Genomic DNA, 24,996 nt, shown 5'->3' with positions numbered 1-24,996 from the left:
CTCACACCTCCACCGGCAGATAGAAATCGATCACCGCGCCTTTTTTGGTCGGCGCGAACTCGCTGTCATAACGCTCGAAATCCGGCCGGTCGGCGACCGTGAGCCCGGAGGCCGGCACCAGCTCGCCCCAGATGGTCGCCATCGCGCGCTTGATCTGCGGATGCACCGCGCCGCCGTTCAGCACGATGCGAAACACAGCATAACTCGAAGCCGCGATGCGCTTTGCCGCGAAGCCCGCAGGCAGCGCCGCATCGTCATTGACGCCGACGCCGGCCATGTAATCGAAACTGCCTTCGGCGCGGTCGACATTCCAGACCACGCCATAGGTGGTCCAGCTCGGCGCCTGCCCTTTGAACGGCAACACACCCATCAGCTTCGACCACAGTTGCGGAATCTCGGCCTTATTCGCCTCATCGAACCGCGCCGAAGGACCTGCGACGGTGAAGGCGTCCAGCGCCACCAGGTCCGGCAAGCGAGTGACAGCGACGGCGACGTCATCGGGCATGGTCATCGGATATTGTCCTTCGATGGGAGTGACACTGAAGCCGCGCCGAAACCGCCCGGGCGCGACGCCGAACACGCGGGCGAAGGCGCGGGTGAACGCCTCCTGCGAGTCGAAGCCGCAATCAGCTGCGAGATCGACGAGGCGTAGATCGGGATCGGCCGTCAGCCGCTGCGCCGCGCGCACCAGCCTGCGCCCGCGCACATGCGCCATCACGCCCCGCCCCATCGCGGCCGAGAACAGCCGCGAGAAATGATAGGGCGAGAGGTTGGCTCGCGCGGCGATCACGTCGACGTTCAGGGGATCGTCGAGATGCTGCTCGATCCAGGCGAGGACGGCGGGGAGATCAGGCGCGCGGTGCGGCATGGGCTGGTTCATGCGGCGGGTATCGCATGACGCGATGGGAGCGTCTTGATCGGTCTTGCTGGGGGAAGCTGGATATTCAACCACGTCTCTGCACAAATATAGGACTCGCCCCTATAAACATCTTGTGGTTGCATAAACGCCATAGGGCATGGGCCGAGGATGCGCTGACGTCGTGCTCGCCATCAGGGGAGACCTCCCGATGCTGGCCTATCTGAACGCGTTGCTGGCTTATTTTGGCCTTCTCACGCCGCGTGCGCGCGCCTACGACGTCGCGCTTGAGATGCTGGACCATCTGCACCGCAGCACCGCCCGCCTAAAAGATCCGGACACGACAGCAAGCGATGATGATCCGTCCGGGAGCAAGGAGCGGACCACAGAATTGCTGCTTCGGTCCGAGCAGATCCGGGCCCTCGGGGCCTTCATCGCAAAGCATCATTTGCTCAGCCGCGAGGACGGCAGTTTCAGGGCACTCGATGACCTGATCGCGAGGATCTTGCTGGGCCAGAGCGATGACGACGAGATCGCGTCGGTGCTACGGAATCTCGCCCCCCTGCTCGAACTTCACCGCGCGGTGCTCGCCGGCCGGATGAGACCCGTGGCAGCGCAGCCGGCCCATGCCGCTAACTTGCCACCATATCCGCCGGACGATGGCCCCGACACGCCAAGGCCGTTGCCGCCGGACGACAGCGCGCTGCTCTGGAAGACGACAGAGAAGCTCTACAACTCCTGGCCCGTCAAACTCGTCTACGCTGTGCTGGTCTTTGCTGTCCTGTTCGCAGCCGGTGGGACGCTCCTGATCGGCGGCCAGTCGATACAGTTCCGGAAAAGTATCGAGGACACGGGCAACAGGGAAAAAGCAGATATCGAGCAAAGTGCGAAAACGGTGCGAGAGGGTATCAAGACCAAAAGCGAGGACCTGTTCGGGAATATCGACAGGCAGCGCACCGATATCAATCAGAGACTCAAGGAAGCAAACACTCAGATCAACGATCTCATGAATCGGTCGGAGACGATCAAGGAGGAGGCGGTCAATCGCGTCTTCCAATCCATCCGGAAGAATTTCGCAGGACTGGAACAGAAACTGGAGGCCGACCTCCGGAAAGTCCAGGACGATAACCTGCAGCCCTTGCGCACGCGTGCCGAACAGCTTCGCCGCGATGTCGATAACCTGCTCGACAAGGTTCGCGAGGATGAGAAGGTGATCGCCGGCGCCGGCCCGGCTATCAGGGAGTTGGCCGGACTGACCCAGAAAGTCGACGAGGCGAAAACGCATACGGATGCGATCGGCAAAGCTAGACAATCGGCCGATGACATCCTTCGCAGGATCACCGCAAACCAGCAGGCGGCGGAAGGCGCTGACAAGCGGGTTCAGGACTTGTTGCGCGACGTCGATTCAAGGCTCAAGCCTCAGATCGACAAGACCTATGAGAACGAAGGCAAACTGGGAAGTGTCGAGCGCGGCATAGACGCACTTACCGTTCGCATCGACAGGGCCGGACTGAACGACGCAAGGGTACAAAAAATTCTCGGCGATGCCGGCCGCGCTAGCGATCGGCTCGACGAGAGCGAGCGCCGCGTGAAGGATCTCGAGAAACGCATCGGGCTCATCCCTCCCGACACTGGCCCGAAACAGCCGATCTTAACGGAGAAGGATCTCGACCTTGAAGGCTGGCGGAAGATCCAGCAGGCCCTCGCCGCGCGCGGTTTCTACACGAAGAAAATCGACGGCAAGGTCGGCCGTGGCACCCGCGACGCTATTGGCAAGTACCAGTCTGCACGTCTTGTCCCCGCAACGACGTTTCTCACGCCGGAACATATCGCCGAGCTGCTGGGACCAACCACCACATCGCAAAGGTGAGAGGCTGCGCCCTGCCGCGCAGCGCCCTTCGTCTTTCGCACCCGGACGCGTGCCGCGCAGTCATTGCCGGACGGAGGATGCCCGCATCCGGCAAACCTAGCGCGAACGATCGCCGGGCTCGTCAGTCTTCCTTGAACCCATATTCCGGCACGTTCCCGCTCGCCCCGTAATACTTGTATGGCAGGAATTTGCCGGACATCGTGATCTGGACGCGGTGGCCCGGACGCATGTCCCGCACGTCCCCGCGGTCACTCGGAGACATCGCGCTCCGGCAGCGGTACGTCCGGTCCGAAGCCCGGATGAAGGTGCGCGATGATGTTGCGCGCGACGCCGCCGAGATCGGCCTGCGATGGATGCGGAGCCGAGGCGTCCAGATACTGATTGCTCAGCACCGCCACTCCGCACTGGAAGTCCGGCACGACGATCACGATCGCCTCGAATCCGCCGAGGCTCGTCGCCCCGTTCTTCATGTAGACGGCATGGCCGCTCTGGGTATAGCTCATCTGCCAGCCGAGCCCCATCGGCACGCGGGGAGTGTGGCTGTTGCTCTCGCACAGCGGATACTTGCTCTGTTGCATCTGGGTGGACTGGATCACCTTGCCGAGCGGACCGTTCGGCGCCTCGGCCTGCGCGGCGAGGAAGCGCAGCATGTCGTCGCCGGTGGTCTTGAGGTCAAAGGCCGTGCCGCCCGTCGGCTTGTTGTTCTCGAACACGATCAGACCGGGCGGGTTGGGGAACTGGATCCAGTTCCCGATGCAGCCCTGCGCGACCTTCCACGACGGCTGGATGGTGGCGCCGGTCTGCGTCATGCCGAGCGGACCGGTGATATATTTGGCCAATATCGTGTTGTAGTTGACGCCCCGATCCGGCGAGAACATCTGCGTGACGGCAAAGCCGAGGGTCACGAAGCCGATATTCGAATATTGCCAGCAGCCCGGCGGCGGCGGTTGCGGCGCTGGTGGCGGTGGCGGATAAATGTTCCACCAATTGACCAGCTTCGGATCCGGCTGTCCGTCAGCGAAAAGCTGCTTGCTGTAGGGGATGTCGAGGTCCTGCGGCTGGTCGAACATGCCGGACGTATGCGTGACCAGATCCTGGAGCGTGAGGGCGTAGAGCGTCGGCGATCCGATCTGGCCCGGGCCGTAAGTGTGATCGTAGTTCAGCCATTTGCCGACGGGATCGGTGATGCTCGGGCCGCCCTTCGTCATCATCAGCGCCTGCGCGAGCAGGGTGCTGGTGAACACCTTGGTGACCGAGCCGATCTCGAACACCGTGTCGGTGGTGACGCTGAACGGCGGCGGCGTGGAGCCGGGAAGCGCCGACATGCCGAGCGGATAGACATAGCCCGTGGAGCCGAACGCGTCATGGTCATAGACCGCGATGCAGCAGCCCGGCGCCTGACTGAAATCCAGATAGATCTGCGCCGCGGCCTGAACGATTTGCTGCGGGGATGGCGTCGTGTCGACGGCTGGATCGCTCATTCTCGTCCTCTCCTGGGTGAAGATGCAGTATCGGAAAGCGCAGTCCAATTCGTGCAGATCATCGCCCATGGAGGGGCTCAACAAGCCAATCCCGCGACCGGCTTTATGTCAAGTAGTGTCGAACCATTCTACTGCCCAAGGTTGAGGCACGTCGAGCGGCCAAGCTTGGACGGGGCGGACGCAGCCATCCAACACCTGTTGCATGACCCGCATATGAAGGCGGTGCCCTCCGTTGCACGGACACTCGCCAAGGAAGGGCCTGCGTGAGCGTGAACACGAAGCGGCCGGCCGCAGTGAGCGATGGCGCTGGCGGTTATGCAGGTGAAGGGGAAACGCAAGCGACAGTGTCTCATCCTCGCCTGAACGCAATTGCATTCAGGCTTGAGGAGCGACGTCTTCGCCGCGCCTCGAAAGATGAGGCGTGTGTCGCATCATGGTTCGAGACGCGCGCGGGAGAGAGCAAGCGCTCCGCGTGAAAGCGCGCTCCTCTCCATGAGGGATCAGCCCCTACCCCTCCTTGAAGCCATATTCCGGCACATTGCCCGTCGCGCCGTAATACTTGTACGGCAGGAACTTGCCGGACATCGTGATCTGGACGCGGTCGCCCTTGAGGTTACTGATGCGCTGCATCACCATGTCGAAATCGATCGCCGACATGATGCCGTCGCCGAATTCCTCCTCGATCAGCGCCTTCCAGGCCGGGCCGTTGACCATCACCATCTCGTAGAAGCGATAGATCAGCGGATCCTGCGGCGGCATCTGCACGTTTTCGGCGCGCATCGGGATCTCGTTGAGCATCGCGGTCTCGCTCTTCGAGAGGCCGAACAGCTCGCCGGCATTGGCCGCCTGCGGCTTGGTCAGCTTCATGTTGCCGAGAATGGCGCCGACAATCAGCACTTCGGAATAACCGCCGATCTGCTCGCAGATATATTTCCAGGTCCATTCCTTCTCGCGCTTGATGTCGAGCAGCTTTTCGGTGAGGTCGGATCGCAGCATGGTCGTTTCTCCTTGGTCGTGAGGCTTCGGTTGACGCGGCTAGCGCGTCGCGCTGTGAAGAGACGGCATCGTTGGCGCCTCGGTGAATGCTGGCCTGATCACCGGCACATGGCGCGGGTCGTGGTGCGGCGTGGTGGCGGTGAAGGTCTTGCTGCGCGTCACCAGGAAATCGATGATGTGATTGCGCAGCGCGTAATAATGCGGGTGCTTGTGCAGATCGATGCGCGAGCGATCCCGCGGCAGCGGGTTCTCGACGATCTCCGCCAGCACGGCGCCGGGGCCGTTGGTCATCAGGAAGATCTTGTCGGCGAGATACATCGCCTCGTCGACGTCATGGGTGATCATGAAGGTGGTCTGGCCGGTCTCCAGCGTCACGCGCCGCACCTCGTCCTGCAGCGTCCCGCGTGTCAGCGCGTCGAGCGCCGAAAAAGGCTCGTCCATCAGCATGATTTTCGGCGTGATCGACAGCGCGCGCGCGATGCCGACGCGCTGCTTCATGCCGCCGGACAGTTCCGACGGCCGCTTGTGCTCTGAGCCGGTGAGGCCGACCTTGTCGATATAGGTCTGCGCATGGGCGCGGACTTTTGTTTTGTCCCACTTGCGCCATTTCGACGACACCGCGTAGGCGATGTTGCCCATGACCGTCAGCCACGGCAGCAGCGCGTGGCTCTGGAAGATCACCGCGCGGTCGAGGCTCGTGCCGGCGATCGCCTGGCCATCGACGATCACGGTGCCTTCGGAGGGCTCATCCAGCCCGGCCAGGATGTTCAGCACCGTGGTCTTGCCGCAGCCGGAATGACCGATGATGCAGCCGAACTCGCCTGAGGGCATCGACAGCCAGAGATCCTCGAAGATCGTGGTCGCGCCGGGGCCTTGCGACGCCGGATAGCGCTTGGCGATGCCCTCGATGGAAATGAATTTGGTGGTCATGACGATACTTTCAGCGACGCGCCACTCCTTCTCCCCGCTTGCGGGGAGAAGGTCGGGATGAGGGGGAGCCTCCGCAGGCTCGGAGCGAATGGATAGTCCCCCTCACCCGACTTGCACGCGCTGCGCGCGTTACAGTCGACCTCTCCCCGCAAGCGGGGGCGAGGTGAAGAGGTCGCATTCATGTTTGTTACAAATCGCATCGCATCACTCCGGAAACGTGACCATGCGGGTGAAGCGTGCCAATATCTGATCCAGCAACATGCCGACCACGCCGATCATCAGGATCGCGATAATCACATTTGTGATCGATAAATTATTCCATTCGTTCCAGACGAAGTAACCGATCCCCGTTCCGCCAACCAACATTTCAGCCGCGACGATGACGAGCCACGCGATGCCGATGGAAATCCGCATGCCGGTGAGAATCGTTGGCGCGGCAGCCGGCAGGATCACGGTGAAGGCGCGGCGGAAGGTGCCGACTTCCAGCGTGCGCGCGACATTGATCCACTCCTTGCGCACGGCAGCGACGCCGAACGCCGTGTTGAGCAGCATCGGCCACACCGAACAGATGAAGATCACGAAGATCGCCGACAGCGAGGAGTCCTTGATGGTGTAGAGCGCCAGCGGCATCCAGGCGAGCGGCGAGATCGGCTTCAGCACCTGGATGAAGGGATCGAGCGCCTTGTTCATCAGCGGCGACATGCCGATCAAAAAGCCGAGCGGGATCGCGACGATGACGGCGATGAGATAGCCCAGCCCGACGCGGCCGATCGAATAGCCGAGCTGAATGCCGAGGCCCTTGTCGTTCGGCCCGTTGTCATAGAACGGCCGCTTCAGGTGCTCCCAGAGTTTGGCGCCGACATCGAGCGGCCCCGGCATCGCCGATTTGCCTGAGGTCGCCGTGAGCCCCATCAGTTTTGCGTATTCGGGCGACATGGTGCCGACACTCGCCGTCTGGCGCGTGGCGAGGTGCCACACGCCGATGAAAGCGAGGAAGATCGCGATGGAGACGACGGCGGCGCGGAAGCGAAGGGATTTGATCACTGCCTTCTCCCCGCTTGCGGGGAGAAGGTGGCCCGGCATAGCGCAGCGACGCCGGGTCGGATGAGGGGGACTCTCCGCAAACTGCGGAGCGTGTGGAGAGACCCCCTCACCCGACTTCCACGCGCTACGCGCGCTCCAGTCGACCTCTCCCCGCAAGCGGGGCGAGGTAAGGAAGCGGCGCTCGCGGCGTTCATCGTTTACGTCGCCTTCCGAATTTTAAAACTCGCCAGATACTCCTTCGGCTTCTCCGGATCGAAGGTCTTGCCCATCACGGCGAACGACTTGTAGCTCGTCGCCGGCGGCGTCAGGCCCATCTCCTTCATCACCTTGGCGGTGTCGGCAGCGAGATAGATCTGTTCGGCCACGCCCTTGTAGTCGACGTCGCCCTTGATCTGACCCCAGCGCTGCATCTGGGTCATCATCCACACCGCAAAGGACTGCCACGGGAACGGATCGAAATCGACGCGCTTTGGATCGGTCTTGATGCCGCCGAGCCCGTCGGCATAGGTGCCGGTCAGCACCTGCTCCAGAACCACCGGCGGCGCGTTGAGATAGGCCGCGGGCGCAATGGCTTCTGCAATCGACTTGCGGTTCTCGGCCTTTGACGCATAGGCCGTGGCATCGACGATCGCACGCGTCAGCGCCGCGAAGGAATTCGGCGACGTGGTGATGAACTCCTTGCTCGCCGCAAAGCTGCAGCACGGGTGGCCGTCCCAGATTTCCTTCGACAGGATATGCATGAAGCCGACGCCGTCATAGATCGCGCGCTGGCAGATATTGTCGGGCGCGAGGAAGCCGTCGATATTGTCGGCGCGGAGGTTCGCGACCATTTCCGGCGGCGGCACCGAGCGCAGCTGCACATCGGCGTCGGGATCGATGCCGTGTTCGGCGAGATAGTAGCGCAAGAGATAATTGTGCATCGAATAGTCGAACGGAATGGCGAGCTTGAAGCCTTTCCAGTCCTTCGGATCTCGCTTGTCCTTGTGCTTCATGGCCAGGGTAATGCCCTGGCCGTTGATGTTCTCGATCGCCGGCACCGTGTAGGGGATCGGCTGCGAGCCAAGGCCCAGCGAGATCGCGATCGGCATCGGCGCCAGCATATGCGCGGCGTCGTATTCCTTGTTGATGGTCTTGTCGCGGATGACGGCCCAGCCGGCGGTCTTCACCACTTCCACATTGAGCCCCTGCTTCTTATAGAAGCCGAGCGGATCGGCCATGATGATCGGCGTCGCGCAGGTGATCGGAATGAAGCCGACCTTGAGGTCGGTCTTCTCGAGCTTGCCCGCGCCTTGCGCGAACACTTCAGTCGCCGTCTTGATCGGGAAGAACTGCGACAGCGCCGCCAGCGCGCTGGACGTACCGACCGATTTCAGAAAGGCGCGGCGCGCGATCTCTTTCGGGAACACCGCGCGCATCACAGCCGACGCGACGACGCCCTCGTAGCGTTTGGCCTCGGTCTCAGGAATGTCGCAGCTGAGCTGCAGCGTGGCCTCATGCTCGGACTGGCTGGCGTGCTGGCCGCAACTGCAGGCACCGGCGCGCAAGCGGCGGGCGGGATCGAACGGATTGTCGAATGTGGACATGTGACCTCCTCGGTGACGCTGGGGTCAATTACGCAAGGAGTGTGCCAGCCCCGCACCCGCCGGAATGTCCAATCGCCGCAGGCATTTCGGCCCTATATTGGCGATTACGAGAATTAGTGCTACACGAAATCTCGTAGCCTGATTACGATTTTTCGGAGTTTCGCCGATGGATTTGGCAACGGCCCAGCCGCATGATTTGCGAACCATCGCCTTCGATTATTCGGTCGAGCCGACGCTGCTCCTCGATCCCCACGCCGACCAGATCATCGATGCCAATCCGGCCGCCTGCACCCTGCTCGGCTATGACCGCGCGCTGCTGCGCCAGATCAAGATCAGCGCGCTGCATGCGGGCCAGTTGCCGGCGCTGATCGTGTTCACGCAGGCGGTGCTGGCCAAGGGCTCCTACTGGACCAACACGCTGACGCCGCGCCACGCCACCGGCGAAGCGTTGCAGCTCGAATATGCGGGATCGCTGGTGCCGCAGGGCGGGCGCACATTGCTGCTGCTCACCATGAGCGATCTCGAACAGCGCCGCCGGCGCCATGTCGATGCCGCCGCCGAGGATCACATGCGCGGTGGCATTGCCGCCTGGCAGCGCGTCGAGCGCGTGTTTCAGGACATCGAACGCGAGAACCAGCTGATCCTGCGCGCCGCGGGCGAAGGCATCTACGGCGTCAATGCCGACGGCAAGACCACCTTCGTCAATCCCGCCGCCGAGCGCATGCTGGGCTGGACCGCCGATGAACTCGTCGGCAAGGAAATCCACCCCATCGTGCATCACAGCCATCACGACGGCAGTCACTATCCGGATCACGACTGCCCGATCTATGCGGCGTTTCGCGACGGCGCCGTGCACAATGTCGACAACGAGGTGTTCTGGCGCAAGGACGGCTCGCCGGTCTGGGTCGAATACACCTCCACGCCGATCCGCGACCGCCACATGGTGGTCGGCGCCGTGATCGTGTTTCGCGACGTCAGCCAGCGCCGCGAGGCCGATGAAAAGCTGCATGCCGCGCTGGCCGAAGTCGATCGGCTGCGCGAGCGTCTCGAACTCGAAAACGCCTATCTGCAAGAGGAAATCCGCATCGAGACCAATCCGCGCGGGATCATCGGCCAGAGCGAGGCGATCCAGAAAACGCTGCGGCAGGTCAAGCTGGTGGCGCCGACCACGGCCGCGGTGATGATCACCGGCGAGTCCGGCACCGGCAAGGAATTGATTGCGCGCGCGATCCACGAAGCGTCGGGGCGCCGCGACCGGCCGCTGATCCGCGTCAATTGCGCGGCGATCCCGCGCGAATTGTTCGAGAGCGAATTCTTCGGCCATGTGCGCGGCGCCTTCACCGGCGCGGTGCGCGACCGCATTGGGCGTTTCGAGCTGGCCGATGGCGGCACGCTGTTTCTCGACGAGGTCGGCGAGATCCCGCTGGAGCTGCAGGGCAAGCTGCTGCGCGTGTTGCAGGAAGGCAATTTCGAGCGCGTCGGCGAGGAACGCACCCGCTCCGTCGACGTCCGCGTCATCGCCGCCACCAACCGCAACCTGAAACAGGAAGTGGCGCGCGGGCGCTTTCGCGAGGACCTGTATTTCCGGCTCAACGTATTTCCCGTGGAGTCGGTGCCGCTGCGCGACCGCCGCGAGGACATTCCCCTGCTGGCGCAGCACTTCCTGCTCAGCGAGAAACTGAAGTCCGATCTGCGATTGTCCGAAGGCGATGCGCGGCGGCTGTCGCGCTACGACTGGCCCGGCAATGTGCGCGAATTGCAGAACGTGATCGAGCGCGCGGTGATCCTGTCGCAGAGCGGCCGGCTGCGGATCGACCTGCCCGATGCGCCCGGCCCGCATCACGCCGCAGGCGCGCATCGCGTGAAGCCCGACGCCCGGCCGGCGGTGATGACCTCAGCCGAACTGCGCGATCACGAGCGCAGCAACATTCTCGCGGCGCTTGCCGCGACATCCGGCAAGGTGTTCGGCCCCGGCGGCGCTGCGGAGCTGCTGGACATGAAGCCGACCACGCTGGCGTCGCGGATGAAGGTGCTGGGGATTGCGACAGGACGCGGGCGGACCGGATGAATCCTGGCTGAGATGACACGCCGGCCGTGCGCTCCCTCTCCCCGCAATGCGGGGAGAGGGGTGGGGTGAGGGGCATTGCACAAGCGATGAGGCAATCTCGCACGCGCGGATCGGACCATCCCATCGATACTTTCCGACCCGAGAGCCCGCGCATGCCGCAGCACCGGCGACCGCCCCTCACCCGCCGCGAAGACGCGGCGACCTCTCCCCGCCTAGCGAAGCTTCGCTTCGCGCGAGGCGGGGAGAGGTTAAGTGAAGCCCGCCCCCCCGCTTGCATCTCCCGCAAATGGGTTTATATTCCACTCTATGCCATACCCCTTCGCCCCGCTCTTCGACCCCAGGATCCGCGTCATCGACTCCTCCGCGGAGCCGGTGACGCGCCTTCGGGTGACCGATGATGTGGACAACGGACCGCCGCCGGTTGCGGGCGGACGTCCCAAGGGATCGAAGCGTCCGCATACGAATGCCACGGTCGCCGGGGTGCGCCGCCTCATCGAAGAGACCACGCTGACCCACAGGGAGATCGCGGCGAGGATGGGCGTTGCCAACGGCACCGTCGCGAAATGGACGCGCGACTTCGGCTGGCAGCGTCACCCGTTTGCGCCTGCTGCCAACGATAAGATGCCCACCGCTCGCGCCGGGCGCCGGCTGAAGCTGCGCATGCTCGGCAACAAGCTCCATCTGCTGGCCGAGCGCTGCGCTGCTGAGCTGTGGAGCAGCCCCAGTGTCGATCTCGATCGGCTGATCCAGGCCATGCAGGTGCTGAAGATGGCGCGGCTGGAGTATATGGGCAACCGCCGCCCGCGCCGCCGCCCCGATGGGCCGGCGCGCACCGGGCAGGATTGGATCGACCGCGACACCGCGATCCGAACCGCACTGAAAGAGATGCGCCGCGGCGGCGTCAATATCGACCGCATCCCCGATGAAGCGATGGCCCTGCTGGAAGACGCGCATACGCCGCCGGAGCGGGAACACCCGGCGCTGCGGCCGAGGGGGCCGAGACGGAGGGTGTAGCGCGAACACGATACTGACTTACATGCAGCGCGCCATCGAAACCGCTCTCGGGCCTGCGCCGGACTTCTTCTCGACCTTCAAAGGTTACGGCTGGTATCTCGACGATCTCGTGCTCACGCCCGTCAACCAAATGGTAGGGGCCGAATGCACATGCGCTCGATCTCGGCACGTACAACCGCCAATTTACAAAGTCCCTGCGCCGCAGCGCTACTTGCCTTCGGTTGGTATCCGACGCCACCAACGGATCGTCATGCGTGTTGACTGTCGGATCTCCTGTGGATAAAGTTCACTTAAAGTGATCAAAAGTTGACACTCGGACGCGAATCACACCTAATGGTGACGCGTTTGGTTGACGTCCATGCCGCTGCTACCGGACAACAACTAGTCCTAGAGGTCTCTGACGAGACCTTCCATCGTGGGGGCGTCTCTGGTCGGCTGTGTCCGGCGCGAGCCCGCCGCCGCATTACGCGAGCGCCCAAGGCAGGCGCTCGCTAGGGAGCTTAGAAGTCAATTCGTTCGAGGATGCTTCTGTTCAAAGGCACGTCAGCATTCACTGGCGGGAACAGGAGAATAGATTATGAGCACTACTGCAAGTGATCCACCAGGCGCCGAACGAAATACTGCCAAGTTCTGGAAGTGGGTGCGCGCCCGTTTGCGCAAGCTTGTGACCAGAAAAACACTGTTGATCGCACTGTCCATCATTGTATGGGCAGACCGGTTCTTCCGGGCGATGAAGCGGCTGTTTGGCGACCTCTAAGCTAATTTCCCTCTCTCTGTTGGGAGAACACAATGACGAGCCAAGCGTTGACCCCTAACAATGCTGGATCCTTTTCAGGTTCTAAAATGAATAATCGTGCACTAAAATTGGTGCGGCAGTATCACCGCATGTCGCAGGTGGGGCTCGCTGAAAAGCTGGAGCTTTCGAAATCATTCATCTCCGAGTTGGAAGCTGGCAACCGGAGGCCGAGCATTGATGTGCTCGAAAAGTACGCCGAGCACTTCAAGCTCCCGCTCTCGTCACTCATGCTGTTTTCGGAACAATTAGACTCGAAAGACTGGCATGCACGCTCGCGTGATTTTGTCGCCGCCAAAGTAATGAACATGCTTGAATGGCTAGAAGAAACTAGCGCGGAAGAAGCCTCGGAGAAGCGCGCTTGAAGAAGATCCGTCGAGACCTGAGGCTAAATGAGTGTTTTCTATACGCTATCGATTCTCCCGCCGACCTCGCATGGCGACTTTCTTCGAAAGCCATGAAGCTTGACGCAAAAGACATCGATTTTCTGGTCCGAGGATCGGCTAACTACAAATTTTTCAAGATAAAAGATCGGCCTATTCAGGAGCCTAAAGCCCGCTTACAAGCGGTGCACCTGCGCGTCCATCGATTGCTGTCGAGGGTTGCGGTGCCGGCGTATTTGCACTCGGCCGTCAAAGGTAAGTCTTACCTTTCCAATGCGTTGGCCCACGACGCGAGCCAGCCGCTCATCAAAGTCGACATCAAGAAATTCTTTGCGTCGGTGCCAGAAGACGCGGTTGTCCGTTTTCTGCGCAGCGACTGCAAATGCCGTAGTGATGTCGCGCGGCTTTTTGCCAGCATGCTCGTCTGCAACGGCAAGATCGCGACCGGAAGTAGCGCCAGCCCGATTCTGGCGTATTACGCGTTCAAATCAATGTTTGATCAGATTGCGACGCTCGCAGGCGAACACGGTCTCACCTTCACTTGCTACGTTGATGATATGACGCTTTCCGGCCCAACCGCTACAAATGCAATGGTTATTAAGGTTCGTGCCATCATCGCCAAATTCGGCCTGAAGTCTCACAAGGTCCGGAGATTCAATGCTTCCTCGCCCAAGGTTGTTACTGGGGTCTGCATCATGCCTGACGGCATTCGTGTCCCGCAGAAACTCCACCTCGCTATATCCAGAAATTTTCAGGAGCGCTCCACGGAGACCGACACCAAGAAACGCGAGAAGATAACGGCTAGCTTGCAAGGCCGTCTTGATGCTGCTGGTCGTATCGATGCGAAATTCAAATCTCGCGCCGACACCTTCCGGGCATCGACAAAGAAAGCTCAGCCGAGCGTGCCCTAGCAAGTAGCCCGCATGAGCGCAGCGATATGCGGGAGCAACATCAGCAGGAAAGACCCGCATATCGCTTCGCTCATGCGGGCTGCGCTTGCTGCACATTCCCGTCAGCATCAGCACTTCGTTGAGCGCCTCACGCCGCGACGACGCTAATCCGGGCCGCACCGCGCGAGCGCGGCTTTTTGCGGATGACGATCTCGACGTCCTGATCGAGCGCGTTGAGCAGCGTCATCAGCCGCTCCACCGAAAAGCCTTCCAGTTTGTAGTTGCGCAGCGCCGAAACCTTGGGCTGGTTCAGCCCGAGCCGCATGGCGGCGGCGGCCTGGCTCAGCCGCGCCCGGCCGATGACCGCATTCAGCGCATAAGCCAGCCTGAGCTTGGTCTGCCGTTCCTCGGCATCGGGCAAACCCAGATCCGCGAACACGTTGCCGCTGCCGCGGGTGATGTCGGTTGAATTACTTTTTCTAGCGCTCGCTCTTGCCATGACGGGCCTCGTCGTCCTGTCGCGCAACCTTCAGCCGCCGCGCAATGAGTTCGATATCGCTGCGCGCGGTCCTGATGCCGCGCGGCGACTTCTTCTGAAACGCATGCAACACGTAAACCACGTGCCGAAAGCGCACGGTGTAGACCGCCCGGTAGGTGTCGCCGTCGAAGTCGTCGACCACCTCGAACACACCGGGGCCCTCGCCCTTCCACGGCTTGGCGCGCGGATGCTTGCCGCCGAACTGGGCCAGACCGAGCGCGTTACCGATGTCGCGCTGCACCGGCAACGGGAACGCGCAAAAGTCGTCCTTCGATGAGCCTACCCAGTCGAGCGGCTTTTCGCCGATCGCAAGACGCGTGCGCATGGCAATATCCCAGTTCTGGGATGAAGACAATCGGACAACTATTGTTCTTGATATGTTCTTATCATGATGAGCGCCGGGTGCCAAGTCATGACGCGTCGCCGAAGTCCGCTTCGATCACTGCCTTCCACGCCGAGCAGTTGACCAGCACCGTCTCGGTGAATGACATGGCTGAACACGTCGAGATTCCCAGCCACTCCAATTGGAGTGGCCGAGGTTCGCGTGCGCGAAGAGCGCCCACGCCCTCAGACACACCAATTGGTGTGTCGGGGAATGACAAGTTTTATTACTTCTCCGCGAACAGCTTATTCAGCTCCCCGCCCTTCGCGCCCTGCGCAAACGCCGTGAACGTCCCCTTCCCGGCAATCTCCTGCGAGGCCTGCATGAAGCCCGCCCAGGCCACGCGCGCCAGCGCACCGCCGACGCTGATGCGGCGGACGCCGAGGCTTGCGAGATGCTGCACGGTCATGGTCGGCTGCACCGTGAGGACGTTGAGCGGCTTGCCGCCGATCGCCTTCACCAGCGTGGTGATCTCCTCGTCCGAGGCGACGCCCGGCGCGTAGAGGCAATCGGCGCCGGCCTCCGCAAAGGCTATGAGACGCGCGGTGGTTTTCGTCAGGTCGCGCTCGCCATGCAGAAAGCCTTCGCAGCGCGCGACCAGCATCACAGCGGGATCGACGCTGTCGATGGCGGCGCGGGCGGCCTTGATGCGCTCGACGGCGAGCGTGTCGTCATAGAGCGGCTTGTCCGGTTTGCCGGTGGAGTTCTCGATGGAGAGGCCGGCGATGCCGCTCTTCACCGCGCGGGCGACATTGGCGGCGACGCCGGCCGGGTCATCGGCGAAGCCGGCTTCGAAATCGGCGTTGACAGGCAGATCGGTGGCGGCGGAAAGCAGCGCGAGATGCTCGATGACGTCATCCGCGGTGACCTTGTTATCGGGACGGCCGGTGGACCAGGCATAGCCGGCTGACGTCGAGGCCAGCGCCTTGAAGCCGAGATGCGCGAGATAGCGGGCGCTGCCGACATCCCAGGGATTGGGCAGCACGAAGCAGCCGGACTCGTGGAGCTTGCGGAAGTTTGCGCGCTTCTCGGCGGTGGAGATGGTCATGGGTGCGTCCCTTATTGTGACCGCCGGGTTGATCGCGGCTGGTCGCCATTGTAGCCCGCATGAGCGCAGCGATATGCGGGAATGTCGAGTGCGTTGAAACGCCGGCCCCGCATGTCGCTGCGCTCATGCGGGCTACAGAAAACTAATGCCCCGGCATCCCGCTCGCCAGCAATGCCTCCAGCCGATCCAGCTCCGTCGCGATATCGCTGGTCACGTCATCCGCCCGCATCGCAATCACCCGATAACCGCGTTCTTCGAGCCAGGTCTGCCGGGCGGCGCGGTCGCTGACGATCACCTCGGTCTCGCCGGGATTGACCAGCTCGATGGCGATCCGCTCCGGGAAGGAGACGAAATCCGGGATGTGGCGGCCGACCGGGGTCTGGCGCTTGAACTGGCCGGCGAAGCGGCGGTCGGCGCGGAGCTGATCCCACAAGAGGCGCTCGGCGTCGGTGGGGTTGCGGCGGAGCATGCGCGCGAGACCCCGCACCGTGCCGCTCTCATGCGCCTGAGCGCCCTGCCCATGTTCAGCCAAAAGGGCGCGCAGCCGGGTCGCCTGTTCGCCGTCCAGCACACCGCCTTTGGCGGGTCCCTTGCGGCCCTCCGCGATGGCCATCACCACCCCGTGCAAGGTGTGCATGTCCTGCTTGGTCGGCTCCATCCGCGTGAAGATGTTGCGCAGATTGACCAGCATGGTGTCGCGCTTCTCGGGCGGGCGCAGGAACTCGACCTTGTCGAGCTCGCCGACGAGGTTGTCGAAAAACGCGGCCATCTGGTGCTGCGCGGCCGGCTCCGACCGCTCCGGCATGGCGTAAGGCAGCGCGTTCGAGGTCGCCTGCTTGAACCATTCGTAGCCGCAAAGGAGCACCGCCTGGGCGAGGTTCAGCGAGGCAAAAGCAGGATTGACCGGGAAGGTGATGATCCGGTTGGCGAGCGCGACCTCCTCGTTCTGGAGCCCGTAGCGCTCGCGCCCGAACAGGATGCCGGCGGTGGCCCCTCCGGCGACATGGGCGATGGTCTCGGCGGCCGCGGCCTCGGGCGCAACCACCGGCTTGGCCTGGTCGTGCGCCCGGGCGGTGGTCGCGAACAGCAATGTGCAATCGGCCACCGCCTGCTCGACGGTGTCGAACAGCTCGACCTTGTCGAGGATGTGGTCGGCGCCGGAGGCAGCCCGGCGGGCATGGACGTTCGGCCAGCCATCACGGGGATTGACGATGCGCAGCCGGGTCAGGCCGAAATTGCCCATGGCCCGCGCGCACATGCCGATATTCTCGCCGAGCTGCGGTTCGACGAGGATGACAACGGGGCCGACCAGGTCGGTATGCGCCTTGGTAGAGTCGGTGCCTGAACCGGACATGCACTTCACTTTCTGATTCAATCTCTGAAGATCTTGAATCAACCCGTGAAGGTTTTGATTCAACACCTCATCCGGGCCCCTCGGCGATCGCACATTGGTGAGCGATACAAGGGACTTAGCCGGGCATCTGGATGCGAATAACCCGCTCTCCGGGGCGATTCACGATGCAGCCCTACGACGAATTGCCGGCGGATGCCAGACGTGGCCTGCCTGCCGCCTGACAATCCGGATGAAGGCGGGTTCCCGGCCAAGCGCTCGTGATTTGCCGGTCGTCACAGGGGGTGGGTCATGTGCCGCCCCCGTGAATGACCTTGCAGCCTTCATGCCCCAGCTCATCCTCAGCGTTCACTCCGGCGTCCATGACGCCGCCGCCGCCGTTTTCGAAGATTACGATCTGAAGGCGGCCATCGCACTGGAGCGACTGACCCGGCGCAAGAGCGATGGCAGCACTCACCCCGATGCGGCCATCGACGAAGTGCTGTCGATCGCCGGCGCCACCCGGCGCGATGTCGACGTCGTCGCCACTAGCCGCGCGATGTTTCCCAAGGCCTACTTCCCCCGCCTCGGCGGCCTCCGCTGGCTGCGCGAGCAGTATCGCAGCCGGGTCGGCAAGGACCGCCTGCTGCTCGGCGCCGAGCAGCATCGCTACCGCGCGCCGCGGGCGGAGGACGTCTTCGATGCCGCGGCGTGGTTGCGCGACGGCGGTTTCCGCGACGACGCTGCGGTCCATTTTTACAACCACCACGAAGCGCATGCGCTGCCCACCTCGCGAGCTCGGGACTGTCTATCTCGGTCGCGATTTTCAGGCCCGGCTCGACGGCGGCATCGCAGCCACCCCGGGGATTCGCCGCGTCAATGAGGCGCCGGTCGATGGCGCGGTGAAGCGGCCTGTACCGGCGCGACGCGACGTAACGGCACGGCAGCCTGCCGGTGACCTGGTACGTGGTGGCGGGCACCGCGGCGCAGGCTGCATTTTGAGCAAAAACAGCCTGCGTTTTGGGCTGAAAATTGGGCTGAAACTGCATAACGCCCCGGCTTTCGCCGGGGCAGGCGCGGTGCTATAGCCCCCCTACAAATCATCCCTCCCGCAACGCGCTAAAGGCCCGATACACCATGGCAAAAATCAAGGTAGCCAACCCCGTCGTCGAACTCGACGGCGACGAGATGACCCGGATCATCTGGCAGTACATCAAGGACAAGCTGATCAACCCCTTCCTTGACGTCAACCTGATGTATTTCGACCTCGGGATGGAATACCGCGACAAGACCGACGATCAGGTCACCATCGACGCCGCCCACGCGATCAAGAAATACGGCGTCGGCGTGAAGTGCGCCACCATCACTCCTGATGAAGCGCGCGTGAAGGAATTCGGCCTCAAGCAGATGTGGAAGTCGCCGAACGGCACCATCCGCAATATCCTCGGCGGCGTGATCTTCCGCGAACCGATCATCTGCAGCAATGTGCCGCGTCTGGTCCCCGGCTGGACCAAGCCGATCATCATCGGCCGTCACGCTTTCGGCGATCAGTACCGCGCCACCGACTTCAAGTTCCCCGGCAAGGGCACCCTGACGATGAAGTTCGTCGGCGAAGACGGCGCCGTGATCGAGCGCGAAGTGTTCCAATCCCCCGGCGCCGGCGTCGCGCTGGCCATGTACAACCTCGACGACTCGATCCGCGACTTCGCTCGCGCGTCGCTGAACTACGGCCTGTCGCGCGGCGTTCCGGTCTATCTGTCGACCAAGAACACCATCCTCAAGGTCTATGACGGTCGCTTCAAGGACATCTTCCAGGAAATCTTCGACGCTGAATTCAAGACCAAGTTCGAAGCCGCGAAGATCACCTATGAGCATCGCCTGATCGACGACATGGTGGCTGCCGCCATGAAGTGGTCCGGTGGCTATGTCTGGGCCTGTAAGAACTACGACGGCGACGTGCAGTCCGACACCGTGGCCCAGGGCTACGGCTCGCTCGGCCTGATGACCTCGGTGCTGCTGACGCCGGACGGTTCGGTGGTGGAAGCCGAAGCCGCCCACGGCACCGTGACCCGTCACTACCGCGAGCACCAGAAGGGCAAGGAAACATCGACCAACTCGATCGCGTCGATCTTCGCCTGGACCCAGGGCCTCGCCCACCGCGCCAAGCTCGACAACAATGCCGAACTGGCGAAGTTCGCCAAGACCCTCGAAAAGGTCTGCGTCGACACTGTCGAAGCCGGCTACATGACCAAGGATCTGGCGCTGCTGGTCGGCGCCGATCAGCGCTGGCTCTCGACCACAGGCTTCCTCGACAAGGTCGCGGAAAATCTGACCAAGGAACTGGCGGCCTGATTTCCGCCCTCTCCTGACTGCACCATCCGAAAGTCCGGGTTGCCTCAGGCACCCCGGACTTTCTTTTTGAGACGTTCCGTTTTCGAGGTGACCCATGACTGCGCCAAATCCCGCCGACGGCCATAATGATCCCCTGCTCTGGCTCGAAGAGATCGAGGGCGACAAGGCCGTGGCCTGGGTCGAGGCACAGAATGCGCGCACCGATGGCTTTCTCTGCGACGATAGCTACAAGCGCGACTTCGACGCAGTCATGAAGATCCTCGACGCCGACGATCGCATTCCCTTCGTCGGAAAGTCTGGCGACTATCTCTATAATTTCTGGAAAGACGCCGCTCATCCGCGCGGGCTTTGGCGCCGCACGACGCTGGAGAGCTACAAGACCGACACGCCTGAATGGGACGTGCTGCTGGACATCGATGCGCTGAACAAAGCGGAAGGCATCTCCTGGGCCTTTGCAGGTGCTGCGCGTTCCCCGGACAAGACCCGCGCGCTGATCAGCCTGTCATTCAACGGCACCGACGCGATCGAAGTCCGCGAGTTCGATATTCCCAGCAAGAGCTTCGTTGCCGACGGCTTCATCATCCCAAAGGCCAAGACGCAGGTGAGCTGGGTCGATCAAGACACGCTGCTCCTCGGCAGCGCGCAGACGCCCGAGGATAGCACGGAGGCCGGCTATACCCGCACCGTACGCAAATGGACGCGCGGCATGCCATTAGCTGCGGCTGAAACCGTCTTCGAGGTCGAGAAGCAGGACGTGGCCGCCTGGTTCGGCGTCAACCGCCGACCGAGCCATGAAGGCGTGATGTACTGGCGCGCGCTGGATTTCACGCGCTCGCATATATTCGTCGAACGCAAGCATGGCCCGCATGCTGGAAAGCGCCTGCGCCTCGAACTGCCGGAGGAGATCTCGGTCTCGGCCGAAGCCAATGATCTTCTGGTCAGCCCGAAGCAGGACTGGACCGTCGGCGACCAGACGATCCCGACCGGCGCACTCGCCGTCATCGACCTCGATCGCTTCCTGTCTGGCGCACGCGATTTCGAGATCGTCTTCATGCCGTCACCGACCCGCGCGCTGCAGTCATGGGCGGAGACCCGGCACGGCATCATGCTCGAAATCCTCGACAACGTCCGCGGCCGTCTCGCATTGCTGCAGCGAAGCGAGGCTGGCTGGCGCGAGACGACACTTCCGGGACTGCCCGATAACGCCACGATCTCGGCGCAGAATTTCGGCGGCGAGGACGATCCCGATCTCGGCACCGACATGCTGTTCACCGTCACGGGCTTCGACAGGCCGACCACGACGGCACTGTGGACAGGCCAGGGCGCACCCGAGCCGCTGAAGAGCTCGCCGCCCAATTTCGATCCCGAGGGCATCGAGGTGCAGCAGCGCCATGCGGTGGCGACGGACGGCACCAGGATCCCCTACTTCCTGATCGGCAAGAATCTCTCGGCCGGCGCCCCGCCCCGGCCGACGATTCTCTATGGCTATGGCGGCTTCGAGATATCGCTGACGCCCGCCTATATGGGCATCGCCGGCAAGCTGTGGCTCGAACAAGGTCATCTCTACGCCATCGCCAATATCCGCGGTGGTGGTGAGTTCGGCCCGGCGTGGCATCTGGCTTCGCGCAAGATCACCAAGCATGTGGCCCATGACGACTTCGCGACTGTAGCGCGAGATCTTGCTGCATCAGGTATAACAACGGCGCAGAAGCTCGCCTGCCACGGCGGCAGCAATGGCGGCCTGCTCGTCGGCAACATGCTGACGCGCTATCCGGAACTGTTCGGCGCCATCTGGTGCAGCGTGCCGCTGCTCGACATGGCGCGCTATACCAAGCTGCTCGCCGGCGCGAGCTGGATCGCCGAATATGGCGATCCGGAAATTCCCGACGAGTGGGTCTATCTGCAGAAATACTCGCCCTATCATCTCGCTGCTGCAGGCCAGAATTATCCGCCGATCTTCATCACCACCAACCGCACCGACGACCGCGTCCATCCCGGCCACGCCCGCAAGATGGCGGCGAAGCTGGAAGAACTAGGCTATCCCGTCTGGTTCAACGAGACCGTGGCGGGTGGACATTCCGGCGCGGTAGACAACACCAAGCAGGCGCAGAGCCAGGCGCTGGGCTTTGCGTTTTTAAGGCGGACGATCGGGACTGCGTAAGACGAACGACAGAGCAACTACCAACCAGAGCAAGAGAGGGTTCACATGACCTGCAATACGCCACATGTTTTCAAACGCCCGATCCTGACCACGATTGTCACGCTCTCGCTCTGTGTCGCGGGCGCATTCTCTGCTTTGGCGCAGGTGCCGGATGCGATTGCAGCCCCCGGCGAGAGGCAGATCGCCAAGCTGCATGCTGAAGGCGCGCAGGTCTATGAGTGCAAGGCCGACGCTTCAGGAAAGCTGACATGGACGTTCCGCGAGCCGATCGCCACGCTGATGGCCGATGGCAAGACCGTAGGGCGGCACTATGCCGGACCGAACTGGGAATACAGCGATGGCAGCGCGGTGGTCGGTAAGGTGACCGGCAACGCACCAGGCACCACTGCCAAGGACATTCCGTGGCTCCGCCTCGAAGCCGCCTCGCATCGCGGCAGCGGCATGCTGAGCGGCGTGACCACGGTACAGCGCATCAACACCGTTGGCGGCACGCTCGGCGGCACCTGCAGCGGCGCCGGCACTTTACAGAGCGAGCCCTATTCGGCCGACTACGTGTTCCTGCGCAAAGGCTAAGGACATTTCGCCGGCGGACACTCCGGCGCGGTGGAGAGTACCAAGCAGGCACAGAGCCATGCGCTGGGTTTGCGTTTCTACGCCGAACGATTTGCCGCTAGAGCAAGAAGACCAGAAAAACATTCAGGGAGACCGCCTCATGTCATCTAGCAAAGTCTCCATCATCACGGCCGGTGGAAGCGGCATGGGCGCCGCATCAGCGCGCCGCCTTGCCGCCGATGGTTTCAAGGTCGCGATCCTGTCGTCGTCCGGCAAGGGAGAAGCGCTTGCGCAAGAACTTGGTGGCTTCGGTGTCACCGGCTCCAACCAGTCAAGCGACGATTTGAAGCGGCTGGTGGATGGCACGCTGGAGAAATGGGGCCGGATCGACGCAATGGTAAACAGCGCCGGTCATGGCCCGCGTGCGCCGCTGCTCGATATCACCGACGAGCAGTGGCACACCGGCATGGATGTCTACCTGATGAACGTGATCCGACCGACGCGGCTGGTGACGCCGATCATGCAGAAGCAGAAGTCCGGTGTGATCATCAACATCTCCACCGCTTGGGCATTCGAGCCCTCAGCGATGTTTCCGACTTCCGCCGTGTTCCGCGCCGGCCTCGCCGCCTACACCAAACTGTTCGCGGACAGCTTCGCCGTCGACAATGTGCGGATGAACAATGTACTGCCCGGCTGGATCGACAGCCTGCCCGCCACCGAGGAACGTCGCCAGAGCGTGCCCATGCAGCGTTACGGCAAGAGCGAGGAAATCGCGGCCACGGTCGCCTTTCTCGCCTCGGACGGCGCAGGCTATATCACCGGCCAGAATATCCGCGTCGACGGCGGCATGACGCGGTCGGTGTGATGACCTGATCGCAACGGCGCGACTAAACGGCCGCCGTTGCGCCGATCTGCAGCAGCATCGCCTTGGCGATTTCCTGCTCGCCCATGATCACGACATTGGCGCCGTGATGCTTGAGATGTGCGATCTCTTCTTCGGAATGGGCGCGGGCGATGATTGGAAGCGTAGGGTTGAGCGCACGGGCCTTGGCGACGATCTGACCGCCCTCGAAGGCGTCGGGGATGGCGACGAGCAGTCCCCTGGCGCCCATCACATTTGCAGCCTGCAACATGTCCGGCGCCGCGGCATTGCCGGTGACGACCTCAACACCTTCCTTCTGCAGACGCTCGACAACGCCCGGCGTGTCCTCGATCACCAGCAGCGGCGTGTTGTTCAGGCGCAGCGCCCTGCTGACCACGCTGCCGACACGACCATGGCCGACCAGCACGACGTGATCCTTGAGTTGCGTCTCCGGCAACGGGACGCGCGTGACCGCTTTCTCCTTGCTGTCCGCAGCGGCCGCTTCACTCGCTGCCGCCGCTTTCGCGTCCCTGTCGGCCAATAGGCGATCGAGCAATGCGAAGAACAGCGGATTGAGCATGATCGAGATGATCGCGCCGGCGAGCACGAGATCGCGACCGCGATCGGGCAGCAGGCCGAGGCCCACGCCGAGGCTGACGAGAATGAAGGAGAATTCGCCGATCTGCGCCAGCGAGGCGGAGATCGTCAGCGCCGTCGAGGTCGGATAGCCGAACAGCCGGACGATGCCGAAGGCGGCCACCGATTTGCCAAACAGGATGATGAACACGGTGGCGAGCAGCGGCAGCGGTTCGCGCAGGATGATCGCCGGATCGACCAGCATGCCGACCGAGACGAAGAACAGCACCGCGAACGCATCGCGCAGCGGCAGCGTCTCATTGGCAGCGCGCTGGCTGAGTTCGGACTCGCTGAGGATCATGCCCGCAAAGAACGCACCGAGCGCGAACGACACGTCGAAGACGAGGGCTGCGCCGAAGGCGACCCCGAGCGAGATCGCGAACACCGCAAGGCGAAACAGTTCGCGCGATCCGGTATGCGCCACATAGTGCAGCAGCATCGGGATGACGCGGCGGCCGACCACCAGCATGAAGATGACGAATCCCGCGACCTTGCCGAGCGTGATCAGCACCGGCATCGCAAGTGCTGACATGCTGGCACCGTTGCCCTCGCCTTTCAGAAGACCCGCAATCGCCGGCAACAGCACCAGCGTCAGCACCATCGCGAGATCCTCGACAATCAGCCAACCGATGGCGATGCGGCCGCGTTCGCTGTCCACCAGACGTCGTTCTTGCAGCGCGCGAAGCAGCACCACCGTCGAAGCCACCGACAGCGCGAGGCCGAAAACAAGGCCGCCACCGAACGACCAGCCGAGCGCCTCGCCGAGACCGATGCCGAGCAGTGTCGCCACGGCGATCTGCACGATGGCCCCGGGGATCGCGATATTCTTGACCGACAGCAAATCCTTCAGCGAGAAATGCAGGCCTACGCCAAACATCAGCAGGATGATGCCGATTTCCGCGAGTTCATTGGCGATATTCTGGTCCGCCACATAGCCGGGCGTAAATGGGCCCATGAAGACGCCGGCGAGCAGATAGCCGACCAGTGGCGACACGCGAATGCGCTGTGCGATCAGGCCGAGGATAAATGCCAGTACGAGGCCGACGACGACGGTGGAAATCAGCGGGGTGTTATGCTCCATGCCGCTTTTTGCCGCATGGGCGCGTGGGATGCCACCCTTAACGAGGGCTACTCATGGTCGCAGGCGCGAGCGGTCACGTCATCGCGAGATTGAGTTGTGTGACCCACACTGCCATTCCGGGGCGCGATCTCAGCGAAGCTGAGAGC

The 24,996-nt window shown here is 62.7% G+C and carries 22 protein-coding genes and 1 pseudogene; 11 read left to right on the top strand and 12 right to left on the bottom strand.

Going from position 1 to position 24,996, the window contains the following annotated elements:
- Position 1 precedes the first annotated feature (1 nt).
- Entirely contained in the window at positions 2 to 880 is an 879-nt protein-coding gene (locus tag A4A58_RS21530; RefSeq protein WP_068735926.1) for an AraC family transcriptional regulator, read from the bottom strand.
- A 187-nt stretch (positions 881 to 1,067) separates the two neighbouring features.
- On the opposite strand from A4A58_RS21530, the gene A4A58_RS21525 reads away from it, so the two are divergent.
- Complete coding sequence (locus A4A58_RS21525; protein WP_068735924.1) at positions 1,068 to 2,726, top strand: peptidoglycan-binding domain-containing protein; 1,659 nt, start codon at positions 1,068 to 1,070, stop codon at positions 2,724 to 2,726.
- Positions 2,727 to 2,847: 121 nt separating this feature from the next.
- On the opposite strand, the pseudogene A4A58_RS29750 reads toward A4A58_RS21525, so the two are convergent.
- The 6 genes and pseudogenes from A4A58_RS29750 to A4A58_RS21500 all read right to left on the bottom strand — a co-directional run.
- Positions 2,848 to 2,946 (bottom strand): annotated as a pseudogene (locus A4A58_RS29750) (cyanase); the annotation flags it as partial.
- Positions 2,947 to 2,974: 28 nt separating this feature from the next.
- Complete coding sequence (locus A4A58_RS21520) at positions 2,975 to 4,207, bottom strand: serine hydrolase domain-containing protein (protein WP_158005718.1); 1,233 nt, start codon at positions 4,205 to 4,207, stop codon at positions 2,975 to 2,977.
- 507 nt (positions 4,208 to 4,714) lie between these two features.
- Positions 4,715 to 5,203, bottom strand: coding sequence for a cyanase (cynS, locus tag A4A58_RS21515; protein ID WP_068735920.1), 489 nt, complete (start codon positions 5,201 to 5,203; stop codon positions 4,715 to 4,717).
- Between the two features lie 39 nt (positions 5,204 to 5,242).
- The gene (locus A4A58_RS21510) at positions 5,243 to 6,133 is read right to left on the bottom strand and encodes an ABC transporter ATP-binding protein (RefSeq protein ID WP_068735918.1); all 891 of its coding nucleotides are present in this window, start codon (positions 6,131 to 6,133) and stop codon (positions 5,243 to 5,245) included.
- 204 nt (positions 6,134 to 6,337) lie between these two features.
- Positions 6,338 to 7,177 (bottom strand): nitrate ABC transporter permease, encoded by an 840-nt coding sequence (ntrB, locus tag A4A58_RS21505; RefSeq protein WP_086937110.1) that lies wholly within the window; start codon positions 7,175 to 7,177, stop codon positions 6,338 to 6,340.
- A 197-nt stretch (positions 7,178 to 7,374) separates the two neighbouring features.
- Complete coding sequence (locus tag A4A58_RS21500) at positions 7,375 to 8,760, bottom strand: CmpA/NrtA family ABC transporter substrate-binding protein (RefSeq protein WP_068735914.1); 1,386 nt, start codon at positions 8,758 to 8,760, stop codon at positions 7,375 to 7,377.
- 166 nt (positions 8,761 to 8,926) lie between these two features.
- Here A4A58_RS21500 and A4A58_RS21495 point away from each other — a divergent pair, with 166 nt between their 5' ends.
- The 5 genes from A4A58_RS21495 (at position 8,927) to A4A58_RS21475 (ending at position 13,929) form a co-directional block, all read left to right on the top strand.
- The gene (locus A4A58_RS21495) at positions 8,927 to 10,828 is read left to right on the top strand and encodes a sigma 54-interacting transcriptional regulator (protein WP_068735911.1); all 1,902 of its coding nucleotides are present in this window, start codon (positions 8,927 to 8,929) and stop codon (positions 10,826 to 10,828) included.
- 306 nt (positions 10,829 to 11,134) lie between these two features.
- The gene (locus A4A58_RS21490) at positions 11,135 to 11,842 is read left to right on the top strand and encodes a hypothetical protein (RefSeq protein WP_068735909.1); all 708 of its coding nucleotides are present in this window, start codon (positions 11,135 to 11,137) and stop codon (positions 11,840 to 11,842) included.
- 577 nt (positions 11,843 to 12,419) lie between these two features.
- Positions 12,420 to 12,599, top strand: coding sequence for a hypothetical protein (locus A4A58_RS21485; protein ID WP_068735907.1), 180 nt, complete (start codon positions 12,420 to 12,422; stop codon positions 12,597 to 12,599).
- A 32-nt stretch (positions 12,600 to 12,631) separates the two neighbouring features.
- Complete coding sequence (locus A4A58_RS21480) at positions 12,632 to 13,000, top strand: helix-turn-helix transcriptional regulator (RefSeq protein WP_204378194.1); 369 nt, start codon at positions 12,632 to 12,634, stop codon at positions 12,998 to 13,000.
- Positions 12,997 to 13,929, top strand: a complete 933-nt coding sequence (locus A4A58_RS21475) for a reverse transcriptase family protein (RefSeq protein ID WP_139069899.1) — start codon at positions 12,997 to 12,999, stop codon at positions 13,927 to 13,929. Before A4A58_RS21480 ends, A4A58_RS21475 begins: the two co-directional genes overlap by 4 nt.
- Positions 13,930 to 14,056: 127 nt before the next feature.
- Here the strand turns inward: A4A58_RS21475 and A4A58_RS21470 are convergent, their stop codons facing one another.
- The 4 genes from A4A58_RS21470 to A4A58_RS21455 form a co-directional block, all read right to left on the bottom strand.
- The gene (locus A4A58_RS21470; protein ID WP_433993644.1) at positions 14,057 to 14,347 is read right to left on the bottom strand and encodes a helix-turn-helix domain-containing protein; all 291 of its coding nucleotides are present in this window, start codon (positions 14,345 to 14,347) and stop codon (positions 14,057 to 14,059) included.
- Positions 14,348 to 14,387: 40 nt separating this feature from the next.
- Complete coding sequence (locus A4A58_RS21465; protein WP_086937109.1) at positions 14,388 to 14,771, bottom strand: type II toxin-antitoxin system RelE/ParE family toxin; 384 nt, start codon at positions 14,769 to 14,771, stop codon at positions 14,388 to 14,390.
- A 283-nt stretch (positions 14,772 to 15,054) separates the two neighbouring features.
- Positions 15,055 to 15,876: an isocitrate lyase/PEP mutase family protein gene (locus tag A4A58_RS21460; RefSeq protein ID WP_068735900.1), complete on the bottom strand. Its 822-nt coding sequence runs from the start codon at positions 15,874 to 15,876 to the stop codon at positions 15,055 to 15,057.
- A 142-nt stretch (positions 15,877 to 16,018) separates the two neighbouring features.
- Positions 16,019 to 17,230 carry a TrmJ/YjtD family RNA methyltransferase gene (locus tag A4A58_RS21455; protein WP_068735898.1) on the bottom strand — a complete coding sequence of 404 codons (1,212 nt, stop codon included), beginning with the start codon at positions 17,228 to 17,230 and terminating at the stop codon, positions 16,019 to 16,021.
- Positions 17,231 to 17,531: 301 nt separating this feature from the next.
- On the opposite strand from A4A58_RS21455, the gene A4A58_RS30400 reads away from it, so the two are divergent.
- The 5 genes from A4A58_RS30400 to A4A58_RS21425 all read left to right on the top strand — a co-directional run bounded on the left by A4A58_RS30400 (position 17,532) and on the right by A4A58_RS21425 (position 23,136).
- A complete protein-coding gene (locus tag A4A58_RS30400; protein ID WP_204378193.1) occupies positions 17,532 to 18,089 on the top strand; it encodes a carbamoyltransferase N-terminal domain-containing protein in 558 nt (185 codons plus the stop codon).
- 254 nt (positions 18,090 to 18,343) lie between these two features.
- Positions 18,344 to 19,558 (top strand): NADP-dependent isocitrate dehydrogenase, encoded by a 1,215-nt coding sequence (locus tag A4A58_RS21440; RefSeq protein WP_068735892.1) that lies wholly within the window; start codon positions 18,344 to 18,346, stop codon positions 19,556 to 19,558.
- A gap of 94 nt (positions 19,559 to 19,652) precedes the next feature.
- On the top strand, positions 19,653 to 21,719 hold the full coding sequence (locus A4A58_RS21435; protein WP_068735890.1) for a prolyl oligopeptidase family serine peptidase: 2,067 nt from the start codon (positions 19,653 to 19,655) through the stop codon (positions 21,717 to 21,719).
- Between the two features lie 45 nt (positions 21,720 to 21,764).
- Complete coding sequence (locus tag A4A58_RS21430; RefSeq protein ID WP_081421988.1) at positions 21,765 to 22,292, top strand: DUF3455 domain-containing protein; 528 nt, start codon at positions 21,765 to 21,767, stop codon at positions 22,290 to 22,292.
- A gap of 139 nt (positions 22,293 to 22,431) precedes the next feature.
- A complete protein-coding gene (locus A4A58_RS21425; protein ID WP_068735888.1) occupies positions 22,432 to 23,136 on the top strand; it encodes an SDR family oxidoreductase in 705 nt (234 codons plus the stop codon).
- Positions 23,137 to 23,158: 22 nt separating this feature from the next.
- On the opposite strand, the gene ybaL is transcribed toward A4A58_RS21425, so the two are convergent.
- Positions 23,159 to 24,850 (bottom strand): YbaL family putative K(+) efflux transporter, encoded by a 1,692-nt coding sequence (gene ybaL, locus A4A58_RS21420; protein WP_068735886.1) that lies wholly within the window; start codon positions 24,848 to 24,850, stop codon positions 23,159 to 23,161.
- Positions 24,851 to 24,996 lie beyond the last annotated feature (146 nt).

It is taken from the genome of Tardiphaga robiniae (assembly GCF_001618955.1).
Classification (GTDB): Bacteria; Pseudomonadota; Alphaproteobacteria; order Rhizobiales; family Xanthobacteraceae; genus Tardiphaga; species Tardiphaga robiniae_A.
Note: the sequence above shows the minus strand (reverse complement) of the source record. Positions and strands in the feature narration are given on the sequence as shown.

Coding starts and splice junctions, on each gene's coding strand:
- A4A58_RS21460 (WP_068735900.1), bottom strand. CDS start 15,876: ATGACCATCTCCACCGCCGAGAAGCGCGCAAACTTCCGCAAGCTCCAC.
- A4A58_RS21435 (WP_068735890.1), top strand. CDS start 19,653: ATGACTGCGCCAAATCCCGCCGACGGCCATAATGATCCCCTGCTCTGG.
- A4A58_RS21480 (WP_204378194.1), top strand. CDS start 12,632: ATGACGAGCCAAGCGTTGACCCCTAACAATGCTGGATCCTTTTCAGGT.
- A4A58_RS21425 (WP_068735888.1), top strand. CDS start 22,432: ATGTCATCTAGCAAAGTCTCCATCATCACGGCCGGTGGAAGCGGCATG.
- cynS (WP_068735920.1), bottom strand. CDS start 5,203: ATGCTGCGATCCGACCTCACCGAAAAGCTGCTCGACATCAAGCGCGAG.
- ybaL (WP_068735886.1), bottom strand. CDS start 24,850: ATGGAGCATAACACCCCGCTGATTTCCACCGTCGTCGTCGGCCTCGTA.
- A4A58_RS21440 (WP_068735892.1), top strand. CDS start 18,344: ATGGCAAAAATCAAGGTAGCCAACCCCGTCGTCGAACTCGACGGCGAC.
- A4A58_RS21520 (WP_158005718.1), bottom strand. CDS start 4,207: ATGAGCGATCCAGCCGTCGACACGACGCCATCCCCGCAGCAAATCGTT.
- A4A58_RS21530 (WP_068735926.1), bottom strand. CDS start 880: ATGAACCAGCCCATGCCGCACCGCGCGCCTGATCTCCCCGCCGTCCTC.
- A4A58_RS21465 (WP_086937109.1), bottom strand. CDS start 14,771: ATGCGCACGCGTCTTGCGATCGGCGAAAAGCCGCTCGACTGGGTAGGC.
- A4A58_RS21455 (WP_068735898.1), bottom strand. CDS start 17,230: ATGTCCGGTTCAGGCACCGACTCTACCAAGGCGCATACCGACCTGGTC.
- A4A58_RS21485 (WP_068735907.1), top strand. CDS start 12,420: ATGAGCACTACTGCAAGTGATCCACCAGGCGCCGAACGAAATACTGCC.
- A4A58_RS21430 (WP_081421988.1), top strand. CDS start 21,765: ATGACCTGCAATACGCCACATGTTTTCAAACGCCCGATCCTGACCACG.
- A4A58_RS21490 (WP_068735909.1), top strand. CDS start 11,135: ATGCCATACCCCTTCGCCCCGCTCTTCGACCCCAGGATCCGCGTCATC.
- A4A58_RS21510 (WP_068735918.1), bottom strand. CDS start 6,133: ATGACCACCAAATTCATTTCCATCGAGGGCATCGCCAAGCGCTATCCG.
- A4A58_RS21525 (WP_068735924.1), top strand. CDS start 1,068: ATGCTGGCCTATCTGAACGCGTTGCTGGCTTATTTTGGCCTTCTCACG.
- A4A58_RS21495 (WP_068735911.1), top strand. CDS start 8,927: ATGGATTTGGCAACGGCCCAGCCGCATGATTTGCGAACCATCGCCTTC.
- A4A58_RS21500 (WP_068735914.1), bottom strand. CDS start 8,760: ATGTCCACATTCGACAATCCGTTCGATCCCGCCCGCCGCTTGCGCGCC.